The sequence below is a fragment of the Sphingopyxis sp. Q841 genome, from assembly GCF_052384365.1.
GTDB classification, from domain to species: Bacteria; Pseudomonadota; Alphaproteobacteria; order Sphingomonadales; family Sphingomonadaceae; genus Sphingopyxis; species Sphingopyxis terrae_A.
The window spans coordinates 512,688-538,906 of the sequence record NZ_JBQSUM010000002.1 but is presented as its reverse complement, the minus strand read 5'-3'; the positions used below and the strand labels follow the sequence as shown (position 1 = coordinate 538,906).

Sequence of the window (26,219 nt, the reverse complement as noted above, 5' to 3'; positions counted from 1 at the left end):
GGCTAAACAGGTGGCGATGTTAGCCATTTGTTTTCCAGTTTTTGCCAGATAACGGGCATGACGCGGACACTCCCCCCACGAGTAGAAGCGACGTTCTGGTCGCTGCTGATGGCGCTTGGCTATTTCATGCTCGCCAGCCTGTCGCTGCATGCGACGAAGGGGGAGGACAATATCGCCGCGATCTGGCCGCCGAGCGGCTATTTCCTGGCGTTGCTGCTGTTGATGCCGGGGCGCGCACGACCGGCGGCGATCGGCGCCGCAGCGGCGGCCAGCCTTGCCGCGAACATGCTGAGCGGGGCGCCCTTCCTGATGGCGGCGATTTTCACGCTCGCCAATTCGGTCGAGGCGGGGCTCGCCTTCTGGATCGTTCGCCGCCGCGAGGGCGAGGACCTCTCGTTCATGGTGCCGCGCGCCGTCGCCAGCTTCTGCCTTGCGGTGATCGTGGCCAGCATGGCCAGTGCCTTGATCGCGGGGGGCGGTACGATGCTGGCTTTCGGCGGCATCGGCCTCGACTTCTTCCTCTCGTGGATGACGACCGTGGCGCTCGGCATGCTGATCGTGGCACCGCCGTTGATCATGCTGACGCGGCTTGTCGCGTCGAAGGCGCTCGACAATGCGACCATGCGCATGAAGAGCGAAGCGATCTCGGTGCTCGCGCTTGCGGCGCTGATTACTGCGGTCAGCTTCGAACAATCGTACTTTCCGGCGACATTCCTTCCGGTCATCGCGGTGATCGTCGCCGCCTATCGCGTCGGTCCGTTCGGCGCCGCGGCCGGCATGCTCATCATCGCCGGCATCGCGGCCTGGCTGACCGGGCAGGGGCACGGGCCGGTCGCGGCGATGGAGGCCAGCGTCAAGGAGCAGGTCTTCTTCCTGCAATTCTATCTGCTGGCGCTTCAGTCGACCGCGCTGCCCCTCGCTGCATCGCTCGTCGTCCAGCGCCGGCTCGCCAAACGGCTCGAGCAGAGCAATCGCTGGCTGGTGCAGGCCGAAGCGGCTGCGCTGGTGGGCCATTGGCGCGTCGATCTGATGCGCTGGACGATCCACTGGTCGGACCAGACCTATCGCATCCACGGACTGGAACCCGGCGCGCCGGTCAGCGTGACGACCAGCGTCGAGCAATATGTCGAAGAGGATCAGCCCGCGGTGAGGGCGATATTGGAAGAGGCGGTGCGCACCGGCGAACCCTTCGAATATCAGGGACGGATCATCCGCGCCGACGGCGCGATACGCTATGTCAAATCGCACGGTTCGATCGAGCGCGGGCGCGGCGGGCGCAGCGTCGGCATTTTCGGTACGGTGCAGGATGTCACAGCAACGGTCGAAAATGCCCGCAGCCTGGAAGCCGCGCGCAGCATCGCCGAGGAAGCCGCGAACACCGACATGCTCACTGGGCTGCCCAACCGGCGCTCGACACTCGCGCTGCTCAATCGCGCCTTGCTGGCGGCAGGCGAGGGGCGGACGCAGCTCGCGGTGGCGATTTTCGACATCGATCATTTCAAGCAGATCAACGATCGTCACGGTCACGCAGTGGGCGACGAGGTGATCCGCTGGGTCGGGCAGCGCGCGAAGGCGACGCTGCGCGAGGAAGATGTCGTTGGCCGTTATGGCGGCGAGGAATTTGTGTGCATCTTTCAGGGGCCGAGCGCCCGGTCGGCGGAACTGGTCGCCGAGCGCATTCGGGCATCGATCGAAAAGGCCGATGTCGAGGCCGAAGGCCCGGCGCATGTCACGATCAGCATCGGCCTTGCGGCGTATGCCGCCGACGCCAGCGTCGAGGAATTGCTGCACCGCGCCGACAAGGCGCTCTATCTCGCCAAGCGCGAAGGGCGCAACCGGCTGCGCATGGCAGCCTGATCCGCGGACAAAAAGAAGGGCGCGAGGGATGTCCCTCGCGCCCACCTTTAACCAATCGTGCTGCGATCAGTTGGCTTCTTTTGCCGTCGCTTCCGCGGGCGCCGGATCGGCTGCCGCTTCGGCGGTCGCCGCGGGCTGCGCTGCAGCCTTGGCTTCGGCAATCGCCGCCGCAAACTGCTCGGCGGTGAAGCTCGTGGCCAGACCCTGCTGCGACTGGAAGAAAGCCGACTTCGGCAAGCGCATGTCGCCTTCGGCGGTCGTCAGAACGACAGCGTCGGCTTCGACAACCTTGACCTTGCCGACGATGGCGGTTCCCTTGGCACTGCGGATGTCGGCGCCGGGGACGAGCGCGGCGTTCAGCGCCGCCGTGGCGGCTGCGGCCTGCTGATCGAGCCAGGCGGTGAGCTGTTCGAGGGTCAGCGTGATCGCCGGGCCCTTGTCGGTTTCCATGAACGACGTTTTGGGCAGTGCGACCGACTTGCCATCGACAGTGATGACGACGTTGGGGTCGGCGACACTGGCAATCGGGCCGATCGCCTTGCCAGCAGAGTCATAGACCGTCGTGCCGGGCGCGAGGTTGATGGTCGGCGCCGCGGCGGGCGCGCTCTGCGCGAATGCCGGCGTGCCGGCGGCCATCGCGAGGCCGAGAGAGAGGGACGTGACAATGCCTGCGATCTTGCGCATAGCTTCTTTTCTCCTTGGTGGTTTTCGGATTGACATGGACCTTGAACGCATGCCGTGACGCGAAGGCCATGCCAAAGCTGCCGAACCGTGGCAGAGCCGGGACGAAGCGAGCCGCGGCGCGCAATCGGCACGGAATATTCGCTGATGGGCGACGTCATGGAGCCGGCGGGCCAGATGCAAAGCTTATATTGGGGGCCGCCAATTGACAGTGGCCAGCCCCGATCCTATATCCGCCTCACACCTTTCCGTCCGGGAAGCGGCCTGACTTTGCGCGGCAGGCAGCACGAATAGGGCGGTCGGGATTTCGAGATGCGTTGGAAAGCTGCGGTAAACCGGCAACGGTTGCCTGCGGCTTTTTTGCGTCTCTATCGCGCTCGCGAGTCGAATTTTTACAGGCGAGACAATCCTTTATGGCGACCAAGGCGAAGTCGGTGGGCAAGGCCCTCGAAGCAACCGCAACCAAGCGAATCCGCAAGCTGTTCGGCAATATCCACGAAGCCGTGGAAATGCCCAACCTCATCGAGGTGCAGCGCGAATCCTATGAACAGTTCCTGCGTTCCGATCCGTCGGTCGGTTACGTCTCGGGCCTTGAAAAGACGCTGCGCAGCGTGTTTCCGATCCGCGACTTTGCCGGGACCGCGGAGCTGGACTTCGTCCATTACGAGCTCGAAGAGCCCAAATATGACGTCGAGGAATGCCGTCAGCGCGGCATCACCTATGCGGCGCCGATGAAGGTCACGCTGCGCCTGATCGTCTTTGAAGTCGACAGCGAAACCGACACGCGTTCGGTTCTCGATATCAAGGAGCAGGACGTCTACATGGGCGACATGCCGCTCATGACCGAGAACGGCACCTTCTTCATCAACGGCACCGAGCGTGTCATCGTCAGCCAGATGCACCGTTCGCCGGGTGTGCTGTTCGACCATGACCGCGGCAAGACCCACTCGTCGGGCAAATATCTCTTTGCCGCGCGCGTCATTCCGTATCGCGGTTCGTGGCTCGATTTCGAATTCGACGCCAAGGACATCGTCAACGTTCGTATCGACCGCAAGCGCAAGCTTCCGGTGACCAGCCTGCTGTATGCGCTGGGCATGTCGGGCGAAGAAATCCTGAACTTCTTCTACGATCGCATGATCTTCGAACGCGCGGCAGATGGCTGGAAGATCCCGTTCGTCCTCGAAAACTGGCGCGGCGCGAAGCCGGCGTTCGATATCGTGGACGCCAAGACCGGCGAAGTCGTGTTCGCCGCGGGCCACAAGATCAGCCCGCGCCTCGCCAACAAGGCGGCGAAGGATGGTCTTGAAACGCTGCTGATCCCGACCGAGGAAATCTTCGGCCGTTACAGCGCCTATGACCTGATCAATGAATCGACCGGCGAGATCTACATCGAAGCAGGCGATGAAGTGACCGCGGAAAATCTGGAAAAGATGGACGCCGCCGGCATCGACAAGCTGGTGCTGCTCGACATCGACCACAACAACACCGGTCCGTGGATCCGCAACACGCTGAAGGCCGACAAGGCCGAGGATCGCGATCAGGCGCTGAGCGACATCTATCGCGTCATGCGCCCCGGCGAACCGCCGACGCGCGAAACCGCCGACGCGCTGTTCGCGGGCCTCTTCTTCGATCCCGAACGCTATGACCTGTCGGCGGTGGGCCGCGTCAAGCTCAACATGCGCCTCGGCCTCGACGCAGAGGACACGGTGACGACGCTGCGCAGCGAGGACATTCTCGCCGTGGTCAAGGAACTGGTGAACCTGAAGGACGGCAAGGGCGAGATCGACGATATCGACAATCTCGGCAACCGCCGCGTCCGTTCGGTCGGCGAGCTGCTCGAAAACCAGTATCGCGTCGGCCTGCTGCGCATGGAGCGTGCGGTCAAGGAGCGCATGTCGTCGGTCGACGTCTCGACGGTGATGCCGAACGATCTGATCAACGCGAAGCCGGCGGTTGCTGCGGTGCGCGAATTCTTCGGCTCGTCGCAGCTTTCGCAGTTCATGGACCAGACCAACCCGCTGTCGGAAGTCACCCACAAGCGCCGCGTCTCGGCGCTCGGGCCGGGCGGTCTGACCCGCGAACGCGCGGGCTTCGAAGTCCGCGACGTCCATCCGACGCACTATGGCCGTATTTGCCCGATCGAAACGCCGGAAGGCCCGAACATCGGTCTGATCAACAGCCTCGCGACCTTCGCGCGCGTCAACAAATATGGCTTCATCGAAACCCCGTACCGCCGCGTCGTCGACGGCAAGGTGACGAGCGAAGTCGTCTATCTGTCGGCGATGGAGGAATCGAAGCACACGGTCGCGCAGGCGAACGCCGATCTCAACCCCGACGGCAGCTTCGTCGAGGAGCTGATCTCGGCGCGTGAAGCCGGCGAATTCCTGATGGCGCCGCGCGAACAGATCACGCTGATGGACGTGTCGCCGAAGCAGCTTGTTTCGGTTGCGGCCTCGCTCATTCCGTTCCTGGAAAACGATGACGCCAACCGCGCGCTGATGGGATCGAACATGCAGCGTCAGGCCGTGCCGCTGCTGCGGGCCGAAGCGCCCGTCGTCGGCACCGGCATGGAAGGCACCGTCGCACGCGATTCGGGCGCGGCCATCGCGGCACGCCGCGGCGGCATCATCGACCAGGTCGATGCGACGCGTATCGTCATCCGTGCGACCGACCTTGTCGAACCCGGCAAGTCGGGCGTCGACATCTATCGCCTCCAGAAATTCCAGCGGTCGAACCAGAACACCTGCATCAACCAGCGTCCGCTGGTGAAGGTGGGCGACGTGATCCGCACCGGCGACATCATCGCCGACGGTCCGTCGACCGAGCTTGGCGAACTGGCGCTCGGCAAGAATGTGCTCGTCGCGTTCATGCCGTGGAACGGCTACAATTATGAGGACTCGATCCTCATTTCCGAACGTATCGTGAAGGACGACGTCTTCACCTCGATCCACATCGAGGAATTCGAAGTCACCGCCCGCGACACGCGCCTCGGGCCGGAGGACATCACGCGCGACATTCCGAACGTCGGCGAAGAAGCGCTCCGCAACCTTGACGAAGCGGGCATCGTCTACATCGGCGCCGAAGTCGGCCCGGGCGACATCCTGGTCGGCAAGATCACGCCGAAGGGCGAAAGCCCGATGACGCCGGAAGAAAAGCTGCTGCGCGCCATCTTCGGCGAAAAGGCCAGCGACGTGCGCGACACCTCGCTCCGCCTGCCGCCGGGCGTGTCGGGTACGGTCGTCGAAGTCCGCGTCTTCAACCGTCACGGCATCGACAAGGACGAACGCGCGATCGCGATCGAACGCGAAGAAATCGAGCGTCTGAAGCAGGACGCCGACGACGAGCGCGCGATCCTCAACCGCGCGACCTTCTCCAGCCTCAAGGAACTGCTGGTCGGCCAGGCCACCAGCGCAGTGCCCAAGGGCATGAAGAAGGGCGACGTGCTGACCGAAGATCAGCTCGCCGAACTCGATCGCGGCGACTGGTGGAAGCTCGCGGTCGTCGACGACAAGGCGCAGGCCGCGCTCGAAGCGATCAAGGCGCAGTATGACGACGCGATCAAGCGGATCAACGCGAAGTATGAAGACCGCGTCGAAAAGCTGCAGCGCGGCGACGAACTCGCGCCGGGCGTGCTCAAGATGGTCAAGGTCTTCGTTGCCATCAAGCGCAAGCTGCAGTCGGGCGACAAGATGGCGGGCCGCCACGGGAACAAGGGTATCATCAGCCGCATCCTGCCGATCGAGGACATGCCGTTCCTCGAAGACGGCACGCATGTCGACGTGGTGCTCAACCCGCTGGGCGTGCCGTCGCGTATGAACGTCGGTCAGATCCTCGAAACGCACCTCGGCTGGGCATCGCGCGGTTTCGGCCGCCAGATTACCGCGGCGCTCGAAGATTGGCGTGCGGCAAACCCGAACCCCGAAGCGGGCGCGCCGCCCGAAGCGGTACGTGAGGCGCTGCTCACCGCCTATGGCGACGATTATGCCGACGACATCAAGGGTCGCAGCAATGATCAGATTGTCGAGATGGCGGGCCACCTGTCGCTCGGTATTCCGTTCGCGACGCCGGTGTTCGACGGCGCGCGCGAAGGCGATGTGTCGACGATGCTGGAACGTGCCGGTCTCGACCGGTCGGGTCAGGTCGATCTGTACGACGGCCGCACGGGCGATCGTTTCGACCGCAAGGTGACGGTGGGATATATGTATATCCTGAAGCTCCATCACCTAGTCGACGACAAGATCCACGCGCGCTCAATCGGGCCGTACAGCCTCGTAACCCAGCAGCCGCTGGGCGGTAAGGCGCAGTTCGGCGGCCAGCGCTTCGGTGAAATGGAAGTGTGGGCGCTCCAGGCTTATGGCGCCGCCTACACGCTGCAGGAAATGCTGACGGTGAAGTCGGACGACGTGATCGGCCGCACCAAGGTTTACGAAGCGATCGTCAAGGGCGACGACACCTTCGAGGCAGGCATTCCCGAAAGCTTCAACGTGCTCGTCAAGGAAATGCGCTCGCTGGGCCTCAACGTCGAACTGTCGTCCTATACGGACGAAGACGACAAAGATGGTCCGGACGCTCTTCCCGAAGCCGCCGAATGATTTTCCTCACCCCCTTCCGCCGGCGGTGGAGGGGGAAGAGTGGAGCTAGAATATGAACCAGATTACCAACTTCATGAACCCGGTCGCGAAGCCCGAAACCTTCGACATGATCAAGATCGGCATCGCGAGCCCGGAGCGCATCCGCTCGTGGTCGTTCGGTGAGATCAAGAAGCCCGAAACGATCAACTACCGCACGTTCAAGCCTGAACGCGACGGCCTGTTCTGTGCGCGCATCTTCGGTCCGATCAAGGATTATGAATGCCTGTGCGGCAAGTACAAGCGCATGAAATACAAGGGCATCGTCTGCGAAAAATGCGGTGTCGAAGTCACGGTGACCAAGGTCCGCCGCGAGCGCATGGGCCATATTGAGCTCGCCGCGCCCGTCGCGCACATCTGGTTCCTGAAGTCGCTGCCCTCGCGCATCGGCCTGCTGCTCGACATGCAGCTGAAGCAGCTTGAGCGCGTCCTCTATTTCGAAGCCTATATCGTTCTCGAACCCGGCCTGACGCCGCTCGAGAAGTTCCAGCTTCTGACCGAGGACGAACTGCTCGACGCGCAGGACGAATATGGCGAGGACGCCTTCTCGGCCGGCATCGGCGCCGAGGCGATCCGCGTGCTCCTCGAAGGGCTCGACCTCGAACAGGAACGCGTCGATCTGATGGAAGAGCTGGCAACGACCAAGTCGGAGCTGAAGCCCAAGAAGATCATCAAGCGTCTGAAAGTCGTCGAAAGCTTCATCGAATCGGGCAACCGTCCCGAGTGGATGATCCTCGAAGTCATTCCGGTCATCCCGCCCGAACTGCGCCCGCTGGTGCCGCTCGACGGCGGCCGCTTCGCGACGTCGGATCTCAACGACCTGTATCGCCGCGTCATCAACCGTAACAACCGTCTGAAGCGCCTGATGGAGCTGCGTGCGCCGGACATCATCGTCCGCAACGAAAAGCGCATGCTGCAGGAAGCCGTCGACGCGCTGTTCGACAACGGCCGCCGCGGCCGTACGATCACCGGTGCCAACAAGCGTCCGCTGAAGTCGCTCAGCGACATGCTCAAGGGCAAGCAGGGCCGCTTCCGTCAGAACCTGCTCGGCAAGCGCGTCGACTATTCGGGCCGTTCGGTCATTGTGACCGGTCCGGAACTCAAGCTGCACCAGTGCGGCCTGCCGAAGAAGATGGCGCTCGAGCTGTTCAAGCCGTTCATCTACGCGCGCCTCGACGCCAAGGGTCTGTCGATGACCCTCAAGCAGGCGAAGAAGTGGGTCGAAAAGGAACGCAAGGAAGTCTGGGACATCCTCGACGAAGTCATTCGCGAGCACCCGGTCCTGCTGAACCGCGCCCCGACGCTCCACCGCCTCGGCATTCAGGCGTTCGAACCGGTGCTGATCGAGGGCAAGGCGATCCAGCTTCACCCGCTGGTCTGCGCCGCGTTCAACGCCGACTTCGACGGCGACCAGATGGCCGTGCACGTCCCGCTGAGCCTCGAAGCGCAGCTGGAAGCCCGCGTGCTGATGATGTCGACCAACAACATCCTCAGCCCCGCGAACGGCAAGCCGATCATCGTTCCGTCGCAGGACATGGTCCTCGGCCTCTATTATCTGTCGATGGAACGCGAAGGCGAACCGGGCGAGGGCATGCTGCTGGCCGACATGGCCGAAGTGCACCAGGCGCTTTACACGGGCGCGGTTACGCTGCACTCGAAGATCACCAGCCGCGTTCCGCAGACCGACGAAGCCGGCAATGAATATCTGCGCCGCTTCGAAACAACGCCGGGCCGCATGCTGATCGGCGAATGCCTGCCGAAGTCGCACACCGTGCCCTTCGACGTCGTCAACCGCCTTCTGACCAAGAAGGAAATCGGCGACGTGATCGATCAGGTCTATCGTCACACCGGCCAGAAGGAGACGGTGCTGTTCGCCGACGCCATCATGGCGCTGGGCTTCCGCCACGCGTTCCGTGCCGGCATCTCGTTCGGCAAGGACGACATGATCATCCCCGACGCCAAGGAAAAGCTGGTCGACGAGACCCGCGCGCTGGTGAAGGATTTCGAGCAGCAGTATCAGGACGGCCTGATCACGCAGCAGGAAAAGTACAACAAGGCGATCGACGCCTGGTCGCAGTGCGGCGACAAGGTCGCGAACGCGATGATGGACGAAATCCGGGCGACGCCGAAGCTCGACGACGGCCGGCTTGCTCCGGTCAACTCGATCTACATGATGGCGCACTCGGGCGCGCGTGGTTCGCCGGCGCAGATGAAGCAGCTTGCCGGCATGCGTGGCCTTATGGCCAAACCGTCGGGCGAGATCATCGAAACGCCGATCATCTCGAACTTCAAGGAAGGCCTGACCGTTCTCGAGTATTTCAACTCGACCCACGGTGCCCGTAAGGGTCTGGCCGACACCGCGCTCAAAACGGCGAACTCGGGTTACCTGACCCGCCGTCTGGTCGACGTGTCGCAGGATTGCGTCGTGATCGAGGATGATTGCGGTACGACCCGCGGCATGGAAATGCGCGCGATCATCCAGGGCGGTTCGACGATCGCCTCGCTGGGCGAGCGCATCCTGGGCCGCACGACGCTCGAGGATGTTGTCGACAAGGACGGCAATGTCATTGCCCCCGTCGGCACGCTGCTCGACGAACCCACGGTCGCCAAGATCGAGGAAGCCGAAGTGCAGGCGGTGAAGATCCGCTCGCCGCTGGTCTGCGAAGCCAGCCTGGGCGTCTGCGCCAAATGCTACGGCCGCGACCTTGCGCGCGGTACGCCGGTGAACATCGGCGAAGCGGTCGGCGTCATCGCGGCGCAGTCGATCGGTGAACCGGGCACGCAGCTGACGATGCGGACCTTCCACATCGGCGGTGCGGCGCAGGTCAACGAACAGTCGAACCTTGAAGCGATTTCGGACGGTACGATCGAATATCGCGACATGGAAACGATCGTCGACCAGCGCGGTCGCCGTCTGGCGCTGTCGCGTTCGGGCGAAATCGCGGTCATCGACAGCGAAGGTCGCGAACGCGCGACGCACAAGCTGCCCTATGGTGCGCAGATCATGCACAAGAATGGCGAGAAGGTGAAGAAGGGCGACCGGATTGCCGAATGGGATCCGTTCACCATGCCGCTCATCACCGAAAAGAACGGCATCGTGAAATATCAGGATCTGGTCGATGCCAAGACGCTGACCGAACAGGTCGACGAAGCGACAGGTATCGCCCAGCGCGTCGTGATCGAATATCGCACCACCGGTCGCGGCAAGAAGGAAGACCTTCAGCCGCGCCTGACCCTGCTCGACGATGCGTCGGGTGAAGCCGCGCGCTATCTGCTCGCGGTCGGCACGATGATCTCGGTCGAAGACGGTCAGGAAGTGAAGGCGGGCGACGTTCTGGCCCGTGTCACCCGCGAAGCGTCGAAGACGCGCGACATCACCGGCGGTCTGCCGCGTGTTGCCGAGCTGTTCGAAGCGCGCATTCCGAAGGACAATGCGGTCATCGCAAAGCTTTCGGGCCGCATCGAATTCGTCAAGGATTACAAGGCGAAGCGCAAGATCGCGATCGTTCCGGAAGAGGGCGATGCGGTCGAGTATCTGATCCCGAAATCCAAGGTGCTCGAAGTGCAGGAAGGCGACTATGTGAAGCGCGGCGACGCGCTGATCTCGGGCTCGCCGAACCCGCACGACATCCTCGACGTGATGGGTGTCGAAGCGCTGGCCGAATTCCTCGTCGCGGAAATCCAGGAAGTCTACCGACTGCAGGGCGTGAAGATCAACGACAAGCACATCGAGGTGATCGTTCGCCAGATGCTGCAGAAGGTCGAGATCACCGACGGCGGCGACACCACGCTGCTGCCGGGCGAACAGCTCGATTATCTGGAGATGATGGAATATAACGCCAAGCTGCCGAAGAACGGCAAGCCCGCCGAAGGGCGCCCGGTTCTGCTGGGCATCACCAAGGCGAGCCTGCAGACGCGCAGCTTCGTCTCGGCGGCATCGTTCCAGGAGACGACCCGCGTCCTCACCGAAGCGTCGGTGCAGGGCAAGGTCGACTCGCTGATGGGCCTCAAGGAAAACGTCATCGTCGGCCGCCTTATCCCGGCGGGTACCGGCGCGGCGATGAACCGCATCCGCGTCACCGCCTCGTCGAAGGACGCGGCGCTGCGTGCCGCCATGCGCGCCGCCAATGAAGCGCATCTCATCGCGCCGCAAACCGCGGCCGAAGAGCATGCCGCCGAACTGGCGCAGGGCCCCGAAGCGGCGATGGGCGACGATCCGCTCGGCGCGGTCGAAGGGGAAACCCACGGCACCGACGCCGATGCCGGCGATTATCTGATCCAGAGCGACGAGGACTAAGTCCTCGCGCCCTGGGGCTGCAGATACGCCACCGAAGAAAAGCCCCGCCGGAGCGATCCGGCGGGGCTTTTTCTTTATCCTTGAGGGTTTAGGCCGGGTGCCGCCTGCGCCGCTATCAGCTCGCGCCGACCTCCAGCCCGCGCTGGACGGCCGGGCGCGCAAGGCCGCGGTCGAGCCATGCCTGCACATGTTTGAAGCGATCGAAACCGACGATGTCGGCCGCATCATAGAAACCGATCAGGTTGCGCACCCATCCGAGCATCGCAATGTCGGCGATACTGTAATCGGCGTCCATCACCCAGCTCCGGCCGTCGAGCCGCGCGTCGAGGACGCCGAGCAGCCGCGCCGATTCCGCCGCGTAGCGATCGCGCGGACGCTTGTCCTCATAATCGCGGCCGGCGAATTTGTGGAAGAAGCCGAGCTGGCCGAACATCGGTCCCATGCCGCCCATCTGCCACATTACCCACTGGATCGCTTCGTAACGCCGGCCCGCCTCGGCGGGTAGAAACTGGCCGGTCTTGTCGGCGAGATAGATCAGGATCGCCCCCGATTCGAACAGCGCCAGCGGGGTGCCGTTCGGTCCGTCGGGATCGTAGATCGCGGGAATCTTGCCATTCGGATTGAGCGCCAGAAAGGCCGGGTCGTGGCTTTCGTTAGCCATGATGTCGATGCGATGCGCTTCATAGGGCAGGCCGCATTCCTCGAGCATGATGCTGGGCTTGACCCCGTTCGGGGTCGGCGCGGTGAAAAGCTGCAGCCGCTCGGGATGCTGTGCGGGCCATTTGGCGAAGACGGGATGCGCAGCGGTCATGCGCCGGCCTCCCGCTTCAGATGTTCGTGGTGGCGGATCACCTCGTCGATGATGAAGCGCAGGAATTTCTCGCTGAATTCGGGATCGAGGTCGGCCTCGCGCGCCAGTGCGCGCAGCCGTTCGACCTGCCGTGCCTCGCGGTCGGGGTCGGCGGGGGGCAGGTCGATCTTCGCCTTGAGTTCGCCGACCGCCTTCGTCACCTTGAACCGTTCGGCGAGCATATAGACGAGCGCCGCGTCGATATTGTCGATGCTCTGGCGGTAGCGGCTGAGTTGATCGTCCATGCGCGGCTCCTCTTGCGTCGGGCACGCTTGGCACCGGCGGGGGGCGGGTGGCAAGCCGAAAGTCGTTGCAAAATTGCAGGCGCACGGCCAAGGCAGCCCGTGTCATGACTGCCGAAATCCATCAGCTCCACGGCGACCGTCCGCCCTCGCTCGATCCGATGATGGCGCTTGTCGCCGCCGACATGAACGAGGTGAATTCGGTCATCCTCGACCGGATGCAGTCCGAAATTCCGCTCATTCCCGAACTCGCCGGACATCTGATCGCGGGCGGTGGCAAGCGGATGCGCCCGATGCTGACGCTCGCCTGCGCGCAGTTGCTCGACTATCCCGGGCGCCGCCATTGCAAGCTCGCCGCCGCGGTCGAATTCATCCATACCGCGACCCTGCTCCACGACGATGTCGTCGACGGATCGGACCTGCGCCGCGGGCGCAAGACCGCGAATATCATCTGGGGCAACAGCGCGTCGGTGCTCGTCGGCGATTTCCTGTTCGCGCGTTCGTTCGAACTGATGGTCGAGGACGGCTCGCTCAAGGTGCTCAAGATCCTCAGCCATGCTTCGGCGGTGATCGCGGAAGGCGAAGTGAACCAGCTTTCGGCGCAGCGCCGTGTCGAAACCAGCGAGGACCAATATCTCGCGATCATCAACGCCAAGACCGCCGAACTGTTTGCCAGCGCGTGCAAGATCGCCGCGGTCGTTGCCGAGCGCGACGAGGCGACCGAGGCAGCGCTCGACGCTTACGGCCGCAATCTGGGCATCGCCTTCCAACTCGTCGACGATGCGATCGACTATGTTTCGGACGCCGAAACGATGGGCAAGGGGGTCGGTGACGATTTCCGCGACGGCAAGGTCACCCTGCCGGTCATCCTCGCTTACGCGCGCGGCAGCGCCGAGGAACGCGAATTCTGGAAGCAGGCTATCGTCGGCCACCGCGCTTCGGACGACGATCTCGCCTATGCGACCTCGCTCCTGCTCAAGCACGACACGATCGCCGACACGCTGGCGCGCGCGCGGCATTATGGTCAGCGCGCGGTCGATGCCATCGGGGGGTTTCGCAGCAGCCAGGCCAAGGCGGCGCTGACCGAAGCCGTCGCCTTTGCGGTCGCCCGCGCCTATTGACGCGGCGATGACGACCGCCGGGCCCTTCCTGCCCATCGACGCGGTGCTGCCCGACATCATGGCGGCGCTGCTCTTGAAGCCCAACGCCGTCGTCGTCGCGCCGCCGGGCGCGGGCAAGACGACGCGCGTCGCGCCGGCCTTGCTGCGCGAGCCATGGTGCAAGGGCGCGGTGTGGCTGCTCTCGCCCCGGCGCCTCGCGGCGCGGGCGGCGGCCGAGCGCATTGCCGAGGAAATGGGCGAAGCGGTCGGCGGGACGGTCGGCTATGCGACGCGGCTCGACAGCAAGCAGTCGGCGGCGACGCGCCTTCTGGTGATGACGCCGGGGCTGTTCCGCAACCGCATTCTTGCCGATCCTGAACTGCAAGGCGTGTCGGCGGTGTTGTTCGACGAAGTCCACGAACGCAGCCTCGACGGCGATTTCGCGCTCGCGCTCGCAATCGATGCGCAGCAGGGGCTGCGTGACGATCTGCGGCTCGTCGCAATGTCGGCGACGCTCGACGGCGCGCGCTTCGGAGCGCTGCTCGGCGATGCGCCGGTGGTCAAGAGCGAAGGCAAGAGCTGGCCGCTCGATCTGCGCCATATCGGGCGCCGCGCCGAGGATCGGCTGGAAGCGAGCGTGCTTGCGGCGGTGCGTCAGGCGCTGGCCGACGAGAAGGAAGGCGACATGCTCGCCTTTCTGCCCGGCGCCGCCGACATCGAGCGCGCAGCGGCGGCGGTCGAGGCGGCGGGTCTGCCACTCGTGGTTCATCGCCTTCATGGGCAGATCGACCCCGCGATGCAGCGCAAGGCGCTGGTCCGCGACCCCGGCGGCGCGCGCAAGCTGATCCTCGCAACGAGCATTGCTGAAACCAGCCTGACCATCGACGGCGTGCGAATCGTGATCGATGCCGGCCTGTCGCGGCGTCCGCGCTTCGACAAGGCGGCGGGTATCGCGCGACTGGTCACCGAACGCGCGAGTCAGGCGTCGGCGACGCAGCGCGCGGGGCGCGCGGCGCGGCAGGGGCCGGGGGTTGCCTACCGGCTGTGGGAGGCGGCGGCGACCGCCGGGATGCCCCCCTTCGATCCGCCCGAAATCCACGAGAACGACCTGATGCCCGTGGTGCTCGACTGCGCGAGCTGGGGGATCGTCGACCCGCGCCAGCTCGGTTGGCTCGATCCGCCATCGCCCGCTGCGATCGCAGAGGCGAAGGCGCGGTTGCAGGCGATCGGTGCGCTGGGTGAGGATGGGCGAATTACCGCGCATGGCAAGGCGCTCGCGGCGGTGCCGCTGCCGGTCCCGCTCGCGCATATGCTGCTCGACGCGGCGGCGGCGGGCGAGGGCGATCTGGCAGGGGAACTGGCGGTCCTGCTGACCGAGCCGGGCCTCGGCGGCCGCGGCGCCGATGTCGAGGCACGGCTGGGGCGCTGGCGGGGCGTCAGGGGCGAGCGTGCCGAGGGTGCGCGGCGGCTCGCGCGACGGCTCGCCGGGGCTGGCGGGCGATTGGCGTCCGGCCCGCGAACGGACGAAACACGCTCGATCGGCGGCTGGATCGCCACCGCCTGGCCCGACCGCGTTGCGCGCCAGCGCGCCGGCCAGCGCGGCGAATATCTCAGCGTCGGGGGACGGGCCTACAAGATCGATCCCGTCGACCCGCTCGCCAATGCCGAATGGCTCGCCATCGCCGATGCGCAGGGCCATGCCGCCGGCGTCCGCATCCTCGCCGCTGCGCCGATCGCGGCGGCCGAGGTCGAGGCGATCTTCGCTGATCGCATCGTCCAGCAGAGCGCCAGCGTCTATGACGCCGCGAACGACCGCGTCGATCACCGGCGCGAGCGGAGACTGGGCGCGATCGCGCTGTCAAGCGGCAAGGCCGGGCGCGATGCGGGCGCGGAGGATGATGTGGCGGTCCGGCTTGCCGCGGTTCGCGACAAAGGGCTGGGGCTGATCGGCTGGGGGTCCGCGGCGCAGGCGCTGCGCCAGCGCGCGTCCTTTGCCGGGCTCGACGCGTTGTCGACGGGCGCGCTCGCCGACAGCCTCGACCTGTGGCTTGAACCGTTGCTCGATGGCGCGCGCGGGCTGCGCGATATTGGCGATCGCCGGCTTACCGATGCGCTGATGGGGTTGCTCGACTGGCCGGCGCGGCAATTGCTCGAAAAGCTCGCTCCCGCCGATTACACCACCCCTGCCGGCAGCCGTCATGCGATCGATTATGGCGCCGAGGGCGGCCCGACGGTCAGCGTGCGGGTGCAGGAAATGTACGGGCTGGCGCGCCATCCGACCGTCGGCGATCCGCCGATACCGCTTGTCCTGGCGCTAACCTCGCCCGCGCACCGTCCGATCCAGACGAGCCGCGACATCGCGTCGTTCTGGAGCGGAAGCTGGCGCGAGGTCGCGAAGGAAATGCGCGGCCGCTATCCCAAGCATAGCTGGCCCGACGATCCGGCGACCGCGCGCCCGACGTTGCTGACCAAGGCGGCACAGGCGCGGCGCGATGCGCAATAGCCCCCTTTTCGCGGCGCGACAGAGCCGCTAAGGCGACGGCATAGCAATCCAGTCAGGGACTCTCCGATGAAAGCGCGTATTTTCCAGAAGCCCAAGAATGCGATGCAGTCGGGCCGTGCCGGCACCCAGCGCTGGTTCCTGGAATATGCCCCCGCCGAAGCGCGGAAGGCCGATCCGCTGATGGGATGGGCGGGTAGCGGCGATACGCAGCGGCAGCTTCGTCTGAGCTTCGCAACGCGCGACGAAGCGATTGCCTATGCGGCGAAGAACGGGATCGAGGTCGAGGTCATGCCGACCCCGGTGCGCACGCTCAAGATCCAGGCTTACGCCGACAATTTCCGTTGATCGGTCGTCGTCCCCGGGTTTGCGGGGGCGACGCGGGCCATTCGCCTGTCGGCGCTTATTCCGCGTCGGGCTGCAAGAGCTTGTGCAGGTGGACGACGACATATTTCATCTCGGCATCGTCGACCGTGCGCTGCGCGGCGGCGCGCCATGCCTTTTCGGCCGACTTGTAATCGGGAAACAGGCCCACGACGTCGAGGTTTGACAGGTCGACGAAATCGAGGCCCTGCGGATCGCTGACGCGCCCGCCGAACACCAGATGCAGTTTGCTCATTTTCAGGTTCCTTGCCGCTACGGCGTGGGGAAGGGAGAGGCCGAGGCCCCTAACAGCACCGCGCCGTCCGGGCAAGTAGGCCCGGCATAGGCTTTAGTCGGATTTGCGACCCTTCGGAAGCAGCGAACCGAGCAGCGCGCCGACCGCGGCGGCACCGGCAAGCAGCGTCAGCGGCTGGTCCTTAGCGATGTCCTTGAGCTTGCCGTTGGCACGGGTCGCCTGCGCCTTGCCCTTTTCATAGGCGTGACCGGCGGCTTCGCGCGCGGCGTCGGCCTGTTCGTGTCCCTTTGCAGCAAGCTCGCTCGACGCGGCGCGGGTGCGGTCTGCGAGGTCGCTCGTCGCAGCACGGGCGCGGCCATAGCCTTCCTGGATGCGCGCCTTGGCCGCCTCGGCGGTCGCACGCGCATTTTCGGCGGTTTTCTCCGCAAGTTCACTCGCTTTTGCCTGCGCGTCGCGGGCGGTTTCACCGAAGGGCTTCATCATCTTCCTCCATTTGTTCGATATCTTCGGCCGCGCCCGCGGTAGCGGGACGCAGCCGGTCGGCAAGATCGCTCGCCACATTCTGGATGCGCCGCGCGAGGCGGGGGGCATGCTCCTTGATCGGCTCGCGCAGGAGCCACAGCGTACCGGCGACCGCGGCCAGCGCGATCGGCAGGCGGTTGCTGCGAAATTCATCGCGGACCGCCTGCGCGGTGTCGTCGACCTTTGCCTGCAAGCGATATTTGCCGCGATCGATGAGCGCACTCGGTTTGAAGGCGGCGCGCGCCGTGTCGGCCTGACGCCGCAAGGCCGTGCGCTGCAGCATCGACCGGCGCAGCGCGTTGACGAGGCGGTTGCGGGCGGCGGACATCAATCGTCACTCCCTTGCGGTGACAGGTCGCTGCGCAGGGCAAGCTTCACATCGCCCGCACTGCGCTTCGCGCGCCAGCCGGCGAAGCCCGCGAGCCCGATGAGCGCCGCGACCACGATCAGCGTCGCGAGCAGCGGGCCGACGTGCGGCGCGAGCACCAGGATCGCGCCGAAGGCAACCGCGAGCAACGCCACGAGCAGCGCGCAGGCCGCGACGAAGCCCCACGCCGACGCCCATTTGACCCCGTGCGAGGCCAGCGCACCGCGCGCTTCGAGAAGCGCCAGTTCGGCCTGCACCGTCTGCTTGGCATCGTCGACGAGATCGCGGACGATATCTTCGAGCGGTACCGGCGGCGGCGTGCTCGGCGGCCCGTCGGGCGCATAGCCGTGGCTGACGCCCCCGAAGCCGTGCGGATCGGACGCCGATGCAGAGGTCGGTGGAGGGGTCGGTTTCTGTGCGGGCAAGGGGCGATCAGTCGTTGCTCGACCCGCCCTTGAGCATACGGGCCAGCACGAAGCCGATCACCGCCGCCGCACCAACCGCGACCGCCGGGCTCTTCTTGACGAAATCGCGGGTCGCACCCGCCAGTTCGTCGAGATCCTTCTGATCGAGGGACGAGGCAAGGCCGGCCACCGTGGTCGCGGCGGAGCGGGCATAATCGCCATATTGCTTGCCGAATTTCGAATCCACCGTGTCGGCGCTATCCTCGAGCATCTTGGCCAGGCTGCCGACGGTTTCGGCCGCCTTGTCCTTGCCCTTGGTCGCGGCTTCGCGCGCCTTTGCCGATGCCTGATTGGCAAAGCTCGTCGCATCTTCCTTGATCGATGCGGCCTTCTTCGACGCTTCAGCCTTGATCGTGTCGCGGGTCACGGCGAGCTGGTCGCGGATCGGATGATCCTTTGCCGCCGCCTTCGCCTTCGCGGCCGGCGCTGCCTTGGTGGCGGCGGGCTTTGCGGGTGCCTTGGGGCGGGGAGCTGCCTTCTTGGTCGCGGGAGTAGCGGCTTTGGCCATCACATCGTCCTCTTCATTCTTGTTGGGGGCGCGCACACGTCGCGCCGTCCGCGGTCCTACCTCAATCTATATAGCAAGCGCGGCGATTTGGTTCCATAGCGCGCCGAAAATCCCGTGAAATTCCTATGCGACGTGTTGCTTTGGCGGCGGGGCGCCGATAACAGGCGGGCGCCTTTCCAATCGGCCGCCCTTCGGCCCCGCAGCAGGACCCGACCCATGACCGCCATCATCGACATTCACGGCCGCGAAATTCTCGACAGCCGCGGCAATCCGACCGTCGAAGTCGACGTGCTGCTCGAAGACGGCAGCTTCGGCCGCGCCGCGGTTCCCTCGGGCGCCTCGACCGGCGCGCACGAGGCGGTCGAACTGCGCGACGGCGACAAGGCGCGCTATCTCGGCAAGGGCGTGACGAAAGCGGTCGCCGCGGTGAACGGCGAGATCGCCGACGCGCTGATCGGCCTCGATGCCGAGGATCAGCGTGAGATTGACATGGCAATGATCGACCTTGATGGCACGCCCAACAAGGGCCGCCTCGGCGCCAATGCGATCCTCGGCGTCAGCCTGGCGGCGGCGAAGGCCGCGGCCGACGCGCGCGGCCTGCCGCTCTACCGCTATGTCGGCGGCGTCTCCGCCCGCACGCTGCCGGTGCCGATGATGAACATCATCAACGGCGGCGAACATGCCGACAACCCGATCGACGTCCAGGAATTCATGATCATGCCCGTCGGCGCCGGCAGCATCGCCGAAGCCGTGCGCTGGGGCAGCGAGATTTTCCACACGCTGAAAAAAGGCCTGTCGGCGAAGGGCCTTGCCACCGCGGTTGGCGACGAAGGCGGCTTCGCCCCGAACCTCGCGTCGACGCGCGACGCGCTCGACTTCATCGCCGCGTCGATCGATCAGGCAGGCTTCAAGCTCGGCAGCGACGTGGTGCTGGCGCTCGACTGCGCCGCGACCGAGTTCTTCAAGAACGGAAAATATGAGATCAGCGGCGAAGGCCTGTCGCTCAGCCCCGAACAGATGGCCGACTATCTTGCCGCGCTGGTCAAGGATTACCCGATCAAGTCGATCGAGGACGGGATGAGCGAAGATGATTTCACCGGCTGGAAGGCGCTGACCGACCTGATCGGCGACAAGTGCCAGCTCGTCGGCGACGATCTGTTCGTCACCAATCCGGTGCGGCTGGAGGAGGGCATCAAGACCGGCCTCGCCAACTCGCTGCTCGTCAAGGTCAACCAGATCGGCACGCTGTCGGAAACGCTCGACGCGGTCGATATGGCGCACCGGGCGCGCTACACCGCGGTGATGTCGCACCGCTCGGGCGAGACCGAAGATGCGACGATTGCCGACCTCGCGGTCGCGACCAACTGCGGCCAGATCAAGACCGGCAGCCTCGCGCGTTCGGACCGGCTAGCAAAGTACAATCAGCTCATCCGCATCGAGGAAGAACTGGGCGACATGGCGCGCTATCCGGGGGCGGCGATTTTCGGGTAAAGGGAGCCCGATCAGTCACCAGTCACGCGTCGTCCCGATTTTTGTTGGGATGGCGCGCCGGGACGACGCGAATGCGGCGATGCCGCCTTGACGCCGCGAATCAACTCTGATTCAAGAACCGAAATGACGCAGCGCCACAAATTCCGTAAATCGATAAGCCGGGCGGTCGGGCCGACGGTGGCGCTGATCGCGGTGCTGGCGATGATCGGCTATATCATTTTCGGGCCCACCGGCCTTTATGCGTGGGGCGATTACGGCCAGTCGGTCGAAAAGAAGCGCGTCATCCTGTCCGAGCTCACCAAGAAGCAGAACGAGCTGCAGAACCGGGTGAACCTGCTCGGGCGACAGCGCGTCGATCCCGATCTGGCCGACGAATATGTTCGCGAAAAGCTGGGCGTGATGCACCCCGACGAGATCGCCATTCCGATGGACCCCGCGGAAAAGCCCGCGGCCCCCGCGCCCAAGGCCGACGGCCAGCGCTGACCGGCGCTTTCCCAACGATAAATGCATAGGTAGCCACGCAGTCGCGCCATGCCCGCGGGGCGTTGCCAAGCGGGGCGTCGCTCTCCTATAGGGGCCTTGCCGTAACGGCCAAACGCAAAGGATATCGCCTTGGCAAAAGCACCCGCGCGCAAGACTGCCGCGCCAAAAAAGACTGCATCCACCCCAGCTGCCGCGAGCAATCGCGAAACTCCGCGCGAGCCCGTCCCCTATGCGGCGACGCCCGAAGAGCTCGAGAAATTCTATCGCGAGATGCTGCTCATCCGCCGCTTCGAGGAAAAGGCGGGCCAGCTTTACGGCCTCGGCCTGATCGGCGGCTTTTGCCACCTTTATATAGGGCAGGAAGCCGTGGCGGTCGGTCTGCAGTCGGCGCTCGACGGCGACAAGGACAGCGTGATCACCGGCTATCGCGATCATGGCCATATGCTCGCCTATGGCATCGATCCGAAAGTCATCATGGCCGAACTGACCGGGCGCGCGGCCGGCATCTCGAAGGGCAAGGGCGGCTCGATGCACATGTTCAGCGTCGAGCATAAATTCTACGGCGGACACGGCATCGTCGGCGCGCAGGTCGCGCTGGGCACCGGGCTTGCCTTCGCGCACAAATATCGCGGGGACGGCGGCGTTGCGATGGCCTATTTCGGCGATGGCGCCGCTAACCAGGGCCAGGTGTACGAAAGCTTCAACATGGCCGAGCTGTGGAAGCTGCCGATCATCTTCGTGATCGAGAATAACCAATATGCGATGGGCACCAGCGTCAACCGCTCGTCGGCCGAGGACCAACTCTATCGCCGCGGCGAGAGCTTCCGCATTCCGGGTATGCAGGTCGATGGCATGGACGTGCTCGCGGTGCGCGGCGCGGCCGAGGCGGCGCTCGAATGGGTGCGCGCGGGCAAGGGACCGATCCTGCTCGAACTCAAGACCTATCGCTATCGCGGCCATTCGATGTCGGACCCCGCCAAATATCGCAGCCGCGAGGAAGTGCAGGCGGTGCGCGACAAGAGCGACGCGATCGAGCATCTGAAAAAGGCGATGATCGACGCCGGCATCGGCGAAGATCGCATCAAGGACATCGACAAGGAAATCCGCGCGGTTGTCGCGGAATCGGCCGACTTCGCCGAAAGCGCGCCCGAACCCGATCCGTCCGAACTTTATACCGACGTGCTGGTGGAGCAATATTGAGATGGCCATCGAATTGAAGATGCCGGCGCTGTCGCCGACGATGGAAGAAGGCACGCTCGCCAAGTGGCTCGTCAAGGAAGGCGACGCGGTCAAATCGGGCGATATTCTCGCCGAGATCGAGACCGACAAGGCGACGATGGAATTCGAAGCGATCGACGAAGGCACGATCGCGCAGATTCTGGTTCCCGAAGGGACCGACAATGTGAAGGTCGGCACCGTGATCGCGACGATTTCGGGCGAGGGCGAAGAGGCCACTCCGGCTCCGGCGCCCGCGCCTGCTGCCGCTCCGGCGCCCGCCGAGGCTCCGGCTCCGGCCGCCACGCCCGCTCCGGTGGCCGAAAAGCCGGCGCCGGCCGTGCGCGCCGCCGATCCGTCGATCCCCGCGGGCACCGCGATGGTCAAGCTGACCGTTCGCGAGGCGCTGCGCGATGCGATGGCGGAGGAAATGCGCGCCGACGACCGCATCTTCGTGATGGGCGAGGAAGTCGCCGAATATCAGGGCGCCTACAAGGTGACGCAGGGCCTGCTCGACGAATTCGGCCCGCGCCGCGTGATCGATACGCCGATCACCGAATATGGCTTTGCGGGCCTTGGCGCCGGCGCGGCGATGGGCGGGCTGAAGCCGGTCATCGAATTCATGACCTTCAACTTCGCGATGCAGGCGATTGACCACATCATCAACTCGGCGGCCAAGACCAACTATATGTCGGGCGGCCAGATGCGCTGTCCGATCGTCTTCCGCGGCCCCAATGGCGCGGCGAGCCGTGTCGGGGCGCAGCACAGCCAGAATTATGCGCCCTGGTACGCCAGCGTCCCCGGCCTGATCGTGATCTCGCCCTATGACGCCGCCGACGCCAAGGGGCTGCTCAAGGCGGCGATCCGCAGCGAAGACCCGGTGGTGTTCCTTGAAAACGAACTGCTCTACGGCCGCAGCTTCGAGCTTCCCGACGTCGAGGATTATGTCCTGCCGATCGGCAAGGCGCGCATCATGCGTGAGGGCAGCGACATCACCATCGTCAGCTATTCGATCGGCGTCGGGCTTGCGCTCGAGGCCGCCGACGCGCTGGCGGGTGAGGGGATCGAGGCCGAGGTGATCGACCTGCGCACGCTGCGCCCGCTCGACACCGAAACCGTGCTCGCCAGCCTCAAGAAGACGAACCGCATGATCGTCGTCGAGGAAGGTTGGCCGACCTGCTCGATCGCCAGCGAACTTGCGATGGTGGCGATGGAGCAGGGTTTCGACGATCTCGACGCGCCGGTGTTGCGCGTGACCGACGAGGACGTTCCGCTGCCCTATGCTGCCAATCTTGAAAAGGCGGCGCTGGTCGATGTCCCGCGCGTGATCGCGGCGGCGAAGACGGTTTGCAATCGCGGCTGACATCCCGAACCTGCCCGAACTCCGCTCGTGCTGAGCCTATCGAAGCACCGTTCTTCGTTCGCAACGTCGAAGTGAAGAACTGCCCTTCGACAAGCTCAGGGCGAGCGGTTCTTATTTGGCGCCGTCTGTTCTATCGCGCGATCGCATGACGACCGAAACCTCGCCGATTCTCTACGGCTACCCCGACATCCGCGACCCGCGCGTGATGGTCGCGGTGCCGCGCGCGCGGCGCGAGGCGCTGGCGGCGCTGTGGGCGCTCGCGGAGCGGTTGACCAAATTGCTGGCAGACGCGCGCGAGCCGATGATCGGCCAGATCAAGCTTGCCTGGTGGCGCGACATGGCGGGGCTGCTCGCGTCCGATCCCGCCGCGCTACCGAAGGGTGAGCCGCTGCTCGCCGAATTGCAGCAGAGCTGGGCGGGGCAGGACGGGCTCGATGCGCTGGTCGATGCCGCCGAAGCGGTGCTGCTTGCCGAAGACGCCGCCGCACGGATTGCGGCAGGTGCAGCGTTCGGTGAGGCGCTGTTCGCGCTGTCGGGCGGCGCGGGCGGGGCGCGTTGGGGGCTGGTCTGGCTGGCCGGGCGGCAGGACACGGCAGACGCCGCGGCGCAGCTTTTTCGCGATGCCTGTAACCGGGCGGCACCGCCGCGCGGATTGCTCGGCAGCAAGGCTTTGCTGATGCTCGATCGCTGGTCGGCGGCCATCGCGGCGCGCGGCGGCGAACGACGCTGGCGCAGCGAAGGCTTGCTGCTTTTCCGGATCGGCCTGACTGGCCTTTGACGGGCCTTACCGGCCTTTGACCGGAAAGTGTTGTGGCGGGGGTGGAAATGCCGCCCCCGAGCCTCTATCTTGGCGCAAACGAGATAGGGTCGCAGGGGAAATTGCGATGTTTAACGGGCTCGTCGCCTATCTGGACTCGATCAAGGCGCGCGATCCCGCGCCGCGTTCGCGCTGGGAAATTCTGCTCTATCCGGGGCTGCTCGCCGTCGGCATGCACCGCATTGCCCACTGGTTGTTCGAGGCGGACCTGTTCTTCCTCGCGCGCTTCGTCAATCATCTGTCGCGCTGGCTGACAGGCATCGACATCCATCCCGGCGCCACGATCGGCCGCCACCTGTTCATCGATCATGGCTTTGGCGTCGTCATCGGCGAAACCGCCGAGATCGGAGACAATGTATCCATCTATCAGGGCGTGACGCTGGGCGGCACCGACCCCGCGAACGGCATCGGCGGCAAACGCCACCCGACACTGTGCGACGATGTGATCGTCGGGTCGGGCGCGCAGATCCTAGGCCCGGTAATCGTCAACCCGCGCGCGCGCGTAGGCGCCAATGCGGTGGTGACGAAGGATGTGCCCGAAGGCGCGGTGATGGTGGGCATCCCGGCGCGGTCGACCTTGCTCGACGCGACCGAATATGCGCGCGACTTCGTGCCCTATGGCACCCCGTGCAATGAAGCCTTCGACCCGGCGACGCAGAAGCTCGAAATCCTGCAATGTCAGCTCGAAGTGTTGCAGAAGCAGCTCAAGACGCTGCTCGATGAGCGCGCCACATCGGGTGAGGGCGATGATGCGCCGCGCCGCAAGGGAGGCCGGAAAAGCGCCTGATGGGGACGGTGACGCCCCTTCCATATGCGGGGCGGGCATTGCCGCAACAGACCGGCTTCGACCGCGACGAGCTGATGCGCATCCTCGATCTCTATGGCCGCATGGTCGCAGCGGGGAAGTGGCGCGACTATGCGATGGATTTCCACCGCGACGTCGCGATCTTCTCGGCTTTTCGGCGCACCGCCGAACGCCCCGAATATCGCATAGAAAAACGCCCCGCCTTGCGGAGCCGTCAGGGCATGTGGGCCCTTGTCTCCGAAGGCGGGGCAGTGCTCAAGCGCGGGGACGAGCTTTCTAACGTGCTCGCCCCCGTCGAGCGCAAGCTTATGAAGCTGGTTGGGGACGGATCGTAGCGGGCAACTGGTTCGCCACGTCCGCCGGCAGCATGCCGACGACCATCGCCCGCGCATTCTGCCAGAAGGCCGACAGCATGAGCAGCGCCGAACCGATGACGAAGGCCGTGAGCGCGACGTTGAGTTCGACTGCGCCGAAGGTGCGGAACAATTCGGTCATCGCGAACAGCACATAGGCGAGTGCCGAGACGAGCAGCGCGCGGCGATCGATCGCGAGCGCGATCAGCCCGAAGACGATATAAATGCCCACGACCATCACCGCGGCGCCGCTGGTGATATTGTCGCCGCTCGTGACGCCGAGCAGATGGAACACCGGGTGCGCGATCATCGGCGCGGCGAGCAGGTGAAGCCAGAAGGCAACGTCGCTGCGCCGCGTCGTGCGCGTCCGATCGCTGCGGTCCCACCACATGGCGAGCGTAAAGACGCCGACACCGGCGACGAGGATCAGTGCCATCAACAGCGTCTGCGACGGATCGGGCATTCCGACGGCCGAGAGGATCAGCCCGACCGCGGTGGCGGCAAGCGCGGCGGTGCCGGCGGCAATCGTCACGGGTACCATGAACCGCCTCCAGTGCAGCCATGTCGCGCTCGCGGTGACGAAGGCGATGACGCTGGCGATCAGCGCGCCGGTCGTTTCGCTCAGATGATTGCCGAAGATCGCCTCGCCATGCTTGACGAGGAAGCCGATCATCGTTGCGGCAACGCCGCCCGAAAAGGCGAGGACGAGCAGGATGCTGGGCAGCGCCATGCGGCGGCGGCGGGTGAAATATTCGGCGAGCAGCCACGCCGACCCGGCGACGAAGACCCCCGCGAGCGCCGGATGGATCGATTCGCCGATCCACGCCACGGCGACCAGCAGGATCACCGCGGCAATGCTGACGAAAATATCGTTGAAACCGGTAATGAGCCGGAAGGATTCCTCATCCGCTCCGGGGGCGTCGCGCCGCGATGCAATATGCGTCCGAAAGGCGGTGGCCGCCTCCGGCGTCAAGACTTTTGCATCGACCGCAGCTTGCAGGTCGCTTTCGCTATACATCGGGGTCGTCCTTCTTAGACCGATCCCCTTGCCCCATGC

Annotated in this window: 22 protein-coding genes; 13 read left to right on the top strand and 9 right to left on the bottom strand. The window is 65.1% G+C overall.

Going from position 1 to position 26,219, the window contains the following annotated elements:
• Positions 1–57 precede the first annotated feature (57 nt).
• Entirely contained in the window at positions 58–1,857 is a 1,800-nt protein-coding gene (locus tag ACT17R_RS12910) for a diguanylate cyclase (protein ID WP_444809567.1), read from the top strand.
• A gap of 66 nt (positions 1,858–1,923) precedes the next feature.
• Here ACT17R_RS12910 and ACT17R_RS12905 read toward each other — a convergent pair whose 3' ends face one another.
• A complete protein-coding gene (locus tag ACT17R_RS12905) occupies positions 1,924–2,541 on the bottom strand; it encodes a hypothetical protein (RefSeq protein WP_444809566.1) in 618 nt (205 codons plus the stop codon).
• 410 nt (positions 2,542–2,951) lie between these two features.
• Between ACT17R_RS12905 and rpoB the strand changes: the two genes are divergently transcribed.
• Together rpoB and rpoC are read left to right on the top strand one after the other, a co-directional pair.
• Entirely contained in the window at positions 2,952–7,130 is a 4,179-nt protein-coding gene (rpoB, locus tag ACT17R_RS12900) for a DNA-directed RNA polymerase subunit beta (protein ID WP_058812019.1), read from the top strand.
• A 52-nt stretch (positions 7,131–7,182) separates the two neighbouring features.
• Positions 7,183–11,463 (top strand): DNA-directed RNA polymerase subunit beta', encoded by a 4,281-nt coding sequence (gene rpoC, locus ACT17R_RS12895; RefSeq protein WP_058812020.1) that lies wholly within the window; start codon positions 7,183–7,185, stop codon positions 11,461–11,463.
• A 115-nt stretch (positions 11,464–11,578) separates the two neighbouring features.
• On the opposite strand, the gene ACT17R_RS12890 is transcribed toward rpoC, so the two are convergent.
• Both ACT17R_RS12890 and ACT17R_RS12885 read right to left on the bottom strand, forming a co-directional pair.
• Complete coding sequence (locus tag ACT17R_RS12890) at positions 11,579–12,274, bottom strand: glutathione S-transferase N-terminal domain-containing protein (protein WP_444809565.1); 696 nt, start codon at positions 12,272–12,274, stop codon at positions 11,579–11,581.
• Positions 12,271–12,558: a chorismate mutase gene (locus ACT17R_RS12885; RefSeq protein ID WP_058812022.1), complete on the bottom strand. Its 288-nt coding sequence runs from the start codon at positions 12,556–12,558 to the stop codon at positions 12,271–12,273. The genes ACT17R_RS12890 and ACT17R_RS12885 overlap by 4 nt, the downstream gene beginning before the upstream one ends.
• Positions 12,559–12,662: 104 nt before the next feature.
• Here ACT17R_RS12885 and ACT17R_RS12880 point away from each other — a divergent pair, with 104 nt between their 5' ends.
• From ACT17R_RS12880 to ACT17R_RS12870, 3 genes are all read left to right on the top strand, one after another.
• Entirely contained in the window at positions 12,663–13,676 is a 1,014-nt protein-coding gene (locus ACT17R_RS12880; RefSeq protein WP_003039135.1) for a polyprenyl synthetase family protein, read from the top strand.
• Positions 13,677–13,683: 7 nt separating this feature from the next.
• Entirely contained in the window at positions 13,684–16,158 is a 2,475-nt protein-coding gene (hrpB, locus tag ACT17R_RS12875; protein ID WP_444809564.1) for an ATP-dependent helicase HrpB, read from the top strand.
• Positions 16,159–16,224: 66 nt separating this feature from the next.
• Positions 16,225–16,503: an ETC complex I subunit gene (locus ACT17R_RS12870; RefSeq protein WP_003039130.1), complete on the top strand. Its 279-nt coding sequence runs from the start codon at positions 16,225–16,227 to the stop codon at positions 16,501–16,503.
• Positions 16,504–16,558: 55 nt separating this feature from the next.
• Here ACT17R_RS12870 and ACT17R_RS12865 read toward each other — a convergent pair whose 3' ends face one another.
• The 5 genes from ACT17R_RS12865 to ACT17R_RS12845 form a co-directional block, all read right to left on the bottom strand.
• Positions 16,559–16,774, bottom strand: coding sequence for a DUF4170 domain-containing protein (locus ACT17R_RS12865; RefSeq protein ID WP_003039127.1), 216 nt, complete (start codon positions 16,772–16,774; stop codon positions 16,559–16,561).
• 93 nt (positions 16,775–16,867) lie between these two features.
• On the bottom strand, positions 16,868–17,257 hold the full coding sequence (locus ACT17R_RS12860; RefSeq protein WP_444809563.1) for a hypothetical protein: 390 nt from the start codon (positions 17,255–17,257) through the stop codon (positions 16,868–16,870).
• The gene (locus ACT17R_RS12855; protein ID WP_444809562.1) at positions 17,238–17,624 is read right to left on the bottom strand and encodes a hypothetical protein; all 387 of its coding nucleotides are present in this window, start codon (positions 17,622–17,624) and stop codon (positions 17,238–17,240) included. The genes ACT17R_RS12860 and ACT17R_RS12855 overlap by 20 nt, the downstream gene beginning before the upstream one ends.
• Positions 17,624–18,088 carry a phage holin family protein gene (locus ACT17R_RS12850; RefSeq protein WP_003039121.1) on the bottom strand — a complete coding sequence of 155 codons (465 nt, stop codon included), beginning with the start codon at positions 18,086–18,088 and terminating at the stop codon, positions 17,624–17,626. Before ACT17R_RS12850 ends, ACT17R_RS12855 begins: the two co-directional genes overlap by 1 nt.
• A 7-nt stretch (positions 18,089–18,095) precedes the next feature.
• On the bottom strand, positions 18,096–18,671 hold the full coding sequence (locus tag ACT17R_RS12845; RefSeq protein ID WP_040589091.1) for a hypothetical protein: 576 nt from the start codon (positions 18,669–18,671) through the stop codon (positions 18,096–18,098).
• Positions 18,672–18,851: 180 nt separating this feature from the next.
• Between ACT17R_RS12845 and eno the strand changes: the two genes are divergently transcribed.
• From eno to ACT17R_RS12810, 7 genes are all read left to right on the top strand, one after another.
• A complete protein-coding gene (gene eno, locus ACT17R_RS12840; RefSeq protein ID WP_320249935.1) occupies positions 18,852–20,126 on the top strand; it encodes a phosphopyruvate hydratase in 1,275 nt (424 codons plus the stop codon).
• Between the two features lie 123 nt (positions 20,127–20,249).
• Positions 20,250–20,609, top strand: a complete 360-nt coding sequence (locus tag ACT17R_RS12835) for an FtsB family cell division protein (protein WP_058812028.1) — start codon at positions 20,250–20,252, stop codon at positions 20,607–20,609.
• A 129-nt stretch (positions 20,610–20,738) separates the two neighbouring features.
• On the top strand, positions 20,739–21,809 hold the full coding sequence (gene pdhA / locus ACT17R_RS12830; RefSeq protein ID WP_003039108.1) for a pyruvate dehydrogenase (acetyl-transferring) E1 component subunit alpha: 1,071 nt from the start codon (positions 20,739–20,741) through the stop codon (positions 21,807–21,809).
• 1 nt (position 21,810) lies between these two features.
• Positions 21,811–23,187 (top strand): pyruvate dehydrogenase complex E1 component subunit beta, encoded by a 1,377-nt coding sequence (locus ACT17R_RS12825; protein WP_444809561.1) that lies wholly within the window; start codon positions 21,811–21,813, stop codon positions 23,185–23,187.
• Between the two features lie 145 nt (positions 23,188–23,332).
• Positions 23,333–23,965 carry a hypothetical protein gene (locus tag ACT17R_RS12820; protein WP_444809560.1) on the top strand — a complete coding sequence of 211 codons (633 nt, stop codon included), beginning with the start codon at positions 23,333–23,335 and terminating at the stop codon, positions 23,963–23,965.
• 106 nt (positions 23,966–24,071) lie between these two features.
• Positions 24,072–24,791, top strand: coding sequence for a serine O-acetyltransferase EpsC (gene epsC, locus ACT17R_RS12815; protein ID WP_444809559.1), 720 nt, complete (start codon positions 24,072–24,074; stop codon positions 24,789–24,791).
• Entirely contained in the window at positions 24,791–25,144 is a 354-nt protein-coding gene (locus ACT17R_RS12810) for a DUF2794 domain-containing protein (RefSeq protein ID WP_003039097.1), read from the top strand. Before epsC ends, ACT17R_RS12810 begins: the two co-directional genes overlap by 1 nt.
• On the opposite strand, the gene ACT17R_RS12805 is transcribed toward ACT17R_RS12810, so the two are convergent.
• Entirely contained in the window at positions 25,116–26,180 is a 1,065-nt protein-coding gene (locus ACT17R_RS12805) for a hypothetical protein (RefSeq protein WP_444809558.1), read from the bottom strand. The two genes, ACT17R_RS12810 and ACT17R_RS12805, sit on opposite strands and share 29 nt — an antisense overlap.
• Between the last annotated feature and the right edge of the window lie 39 nt (positions 26,181–26,219).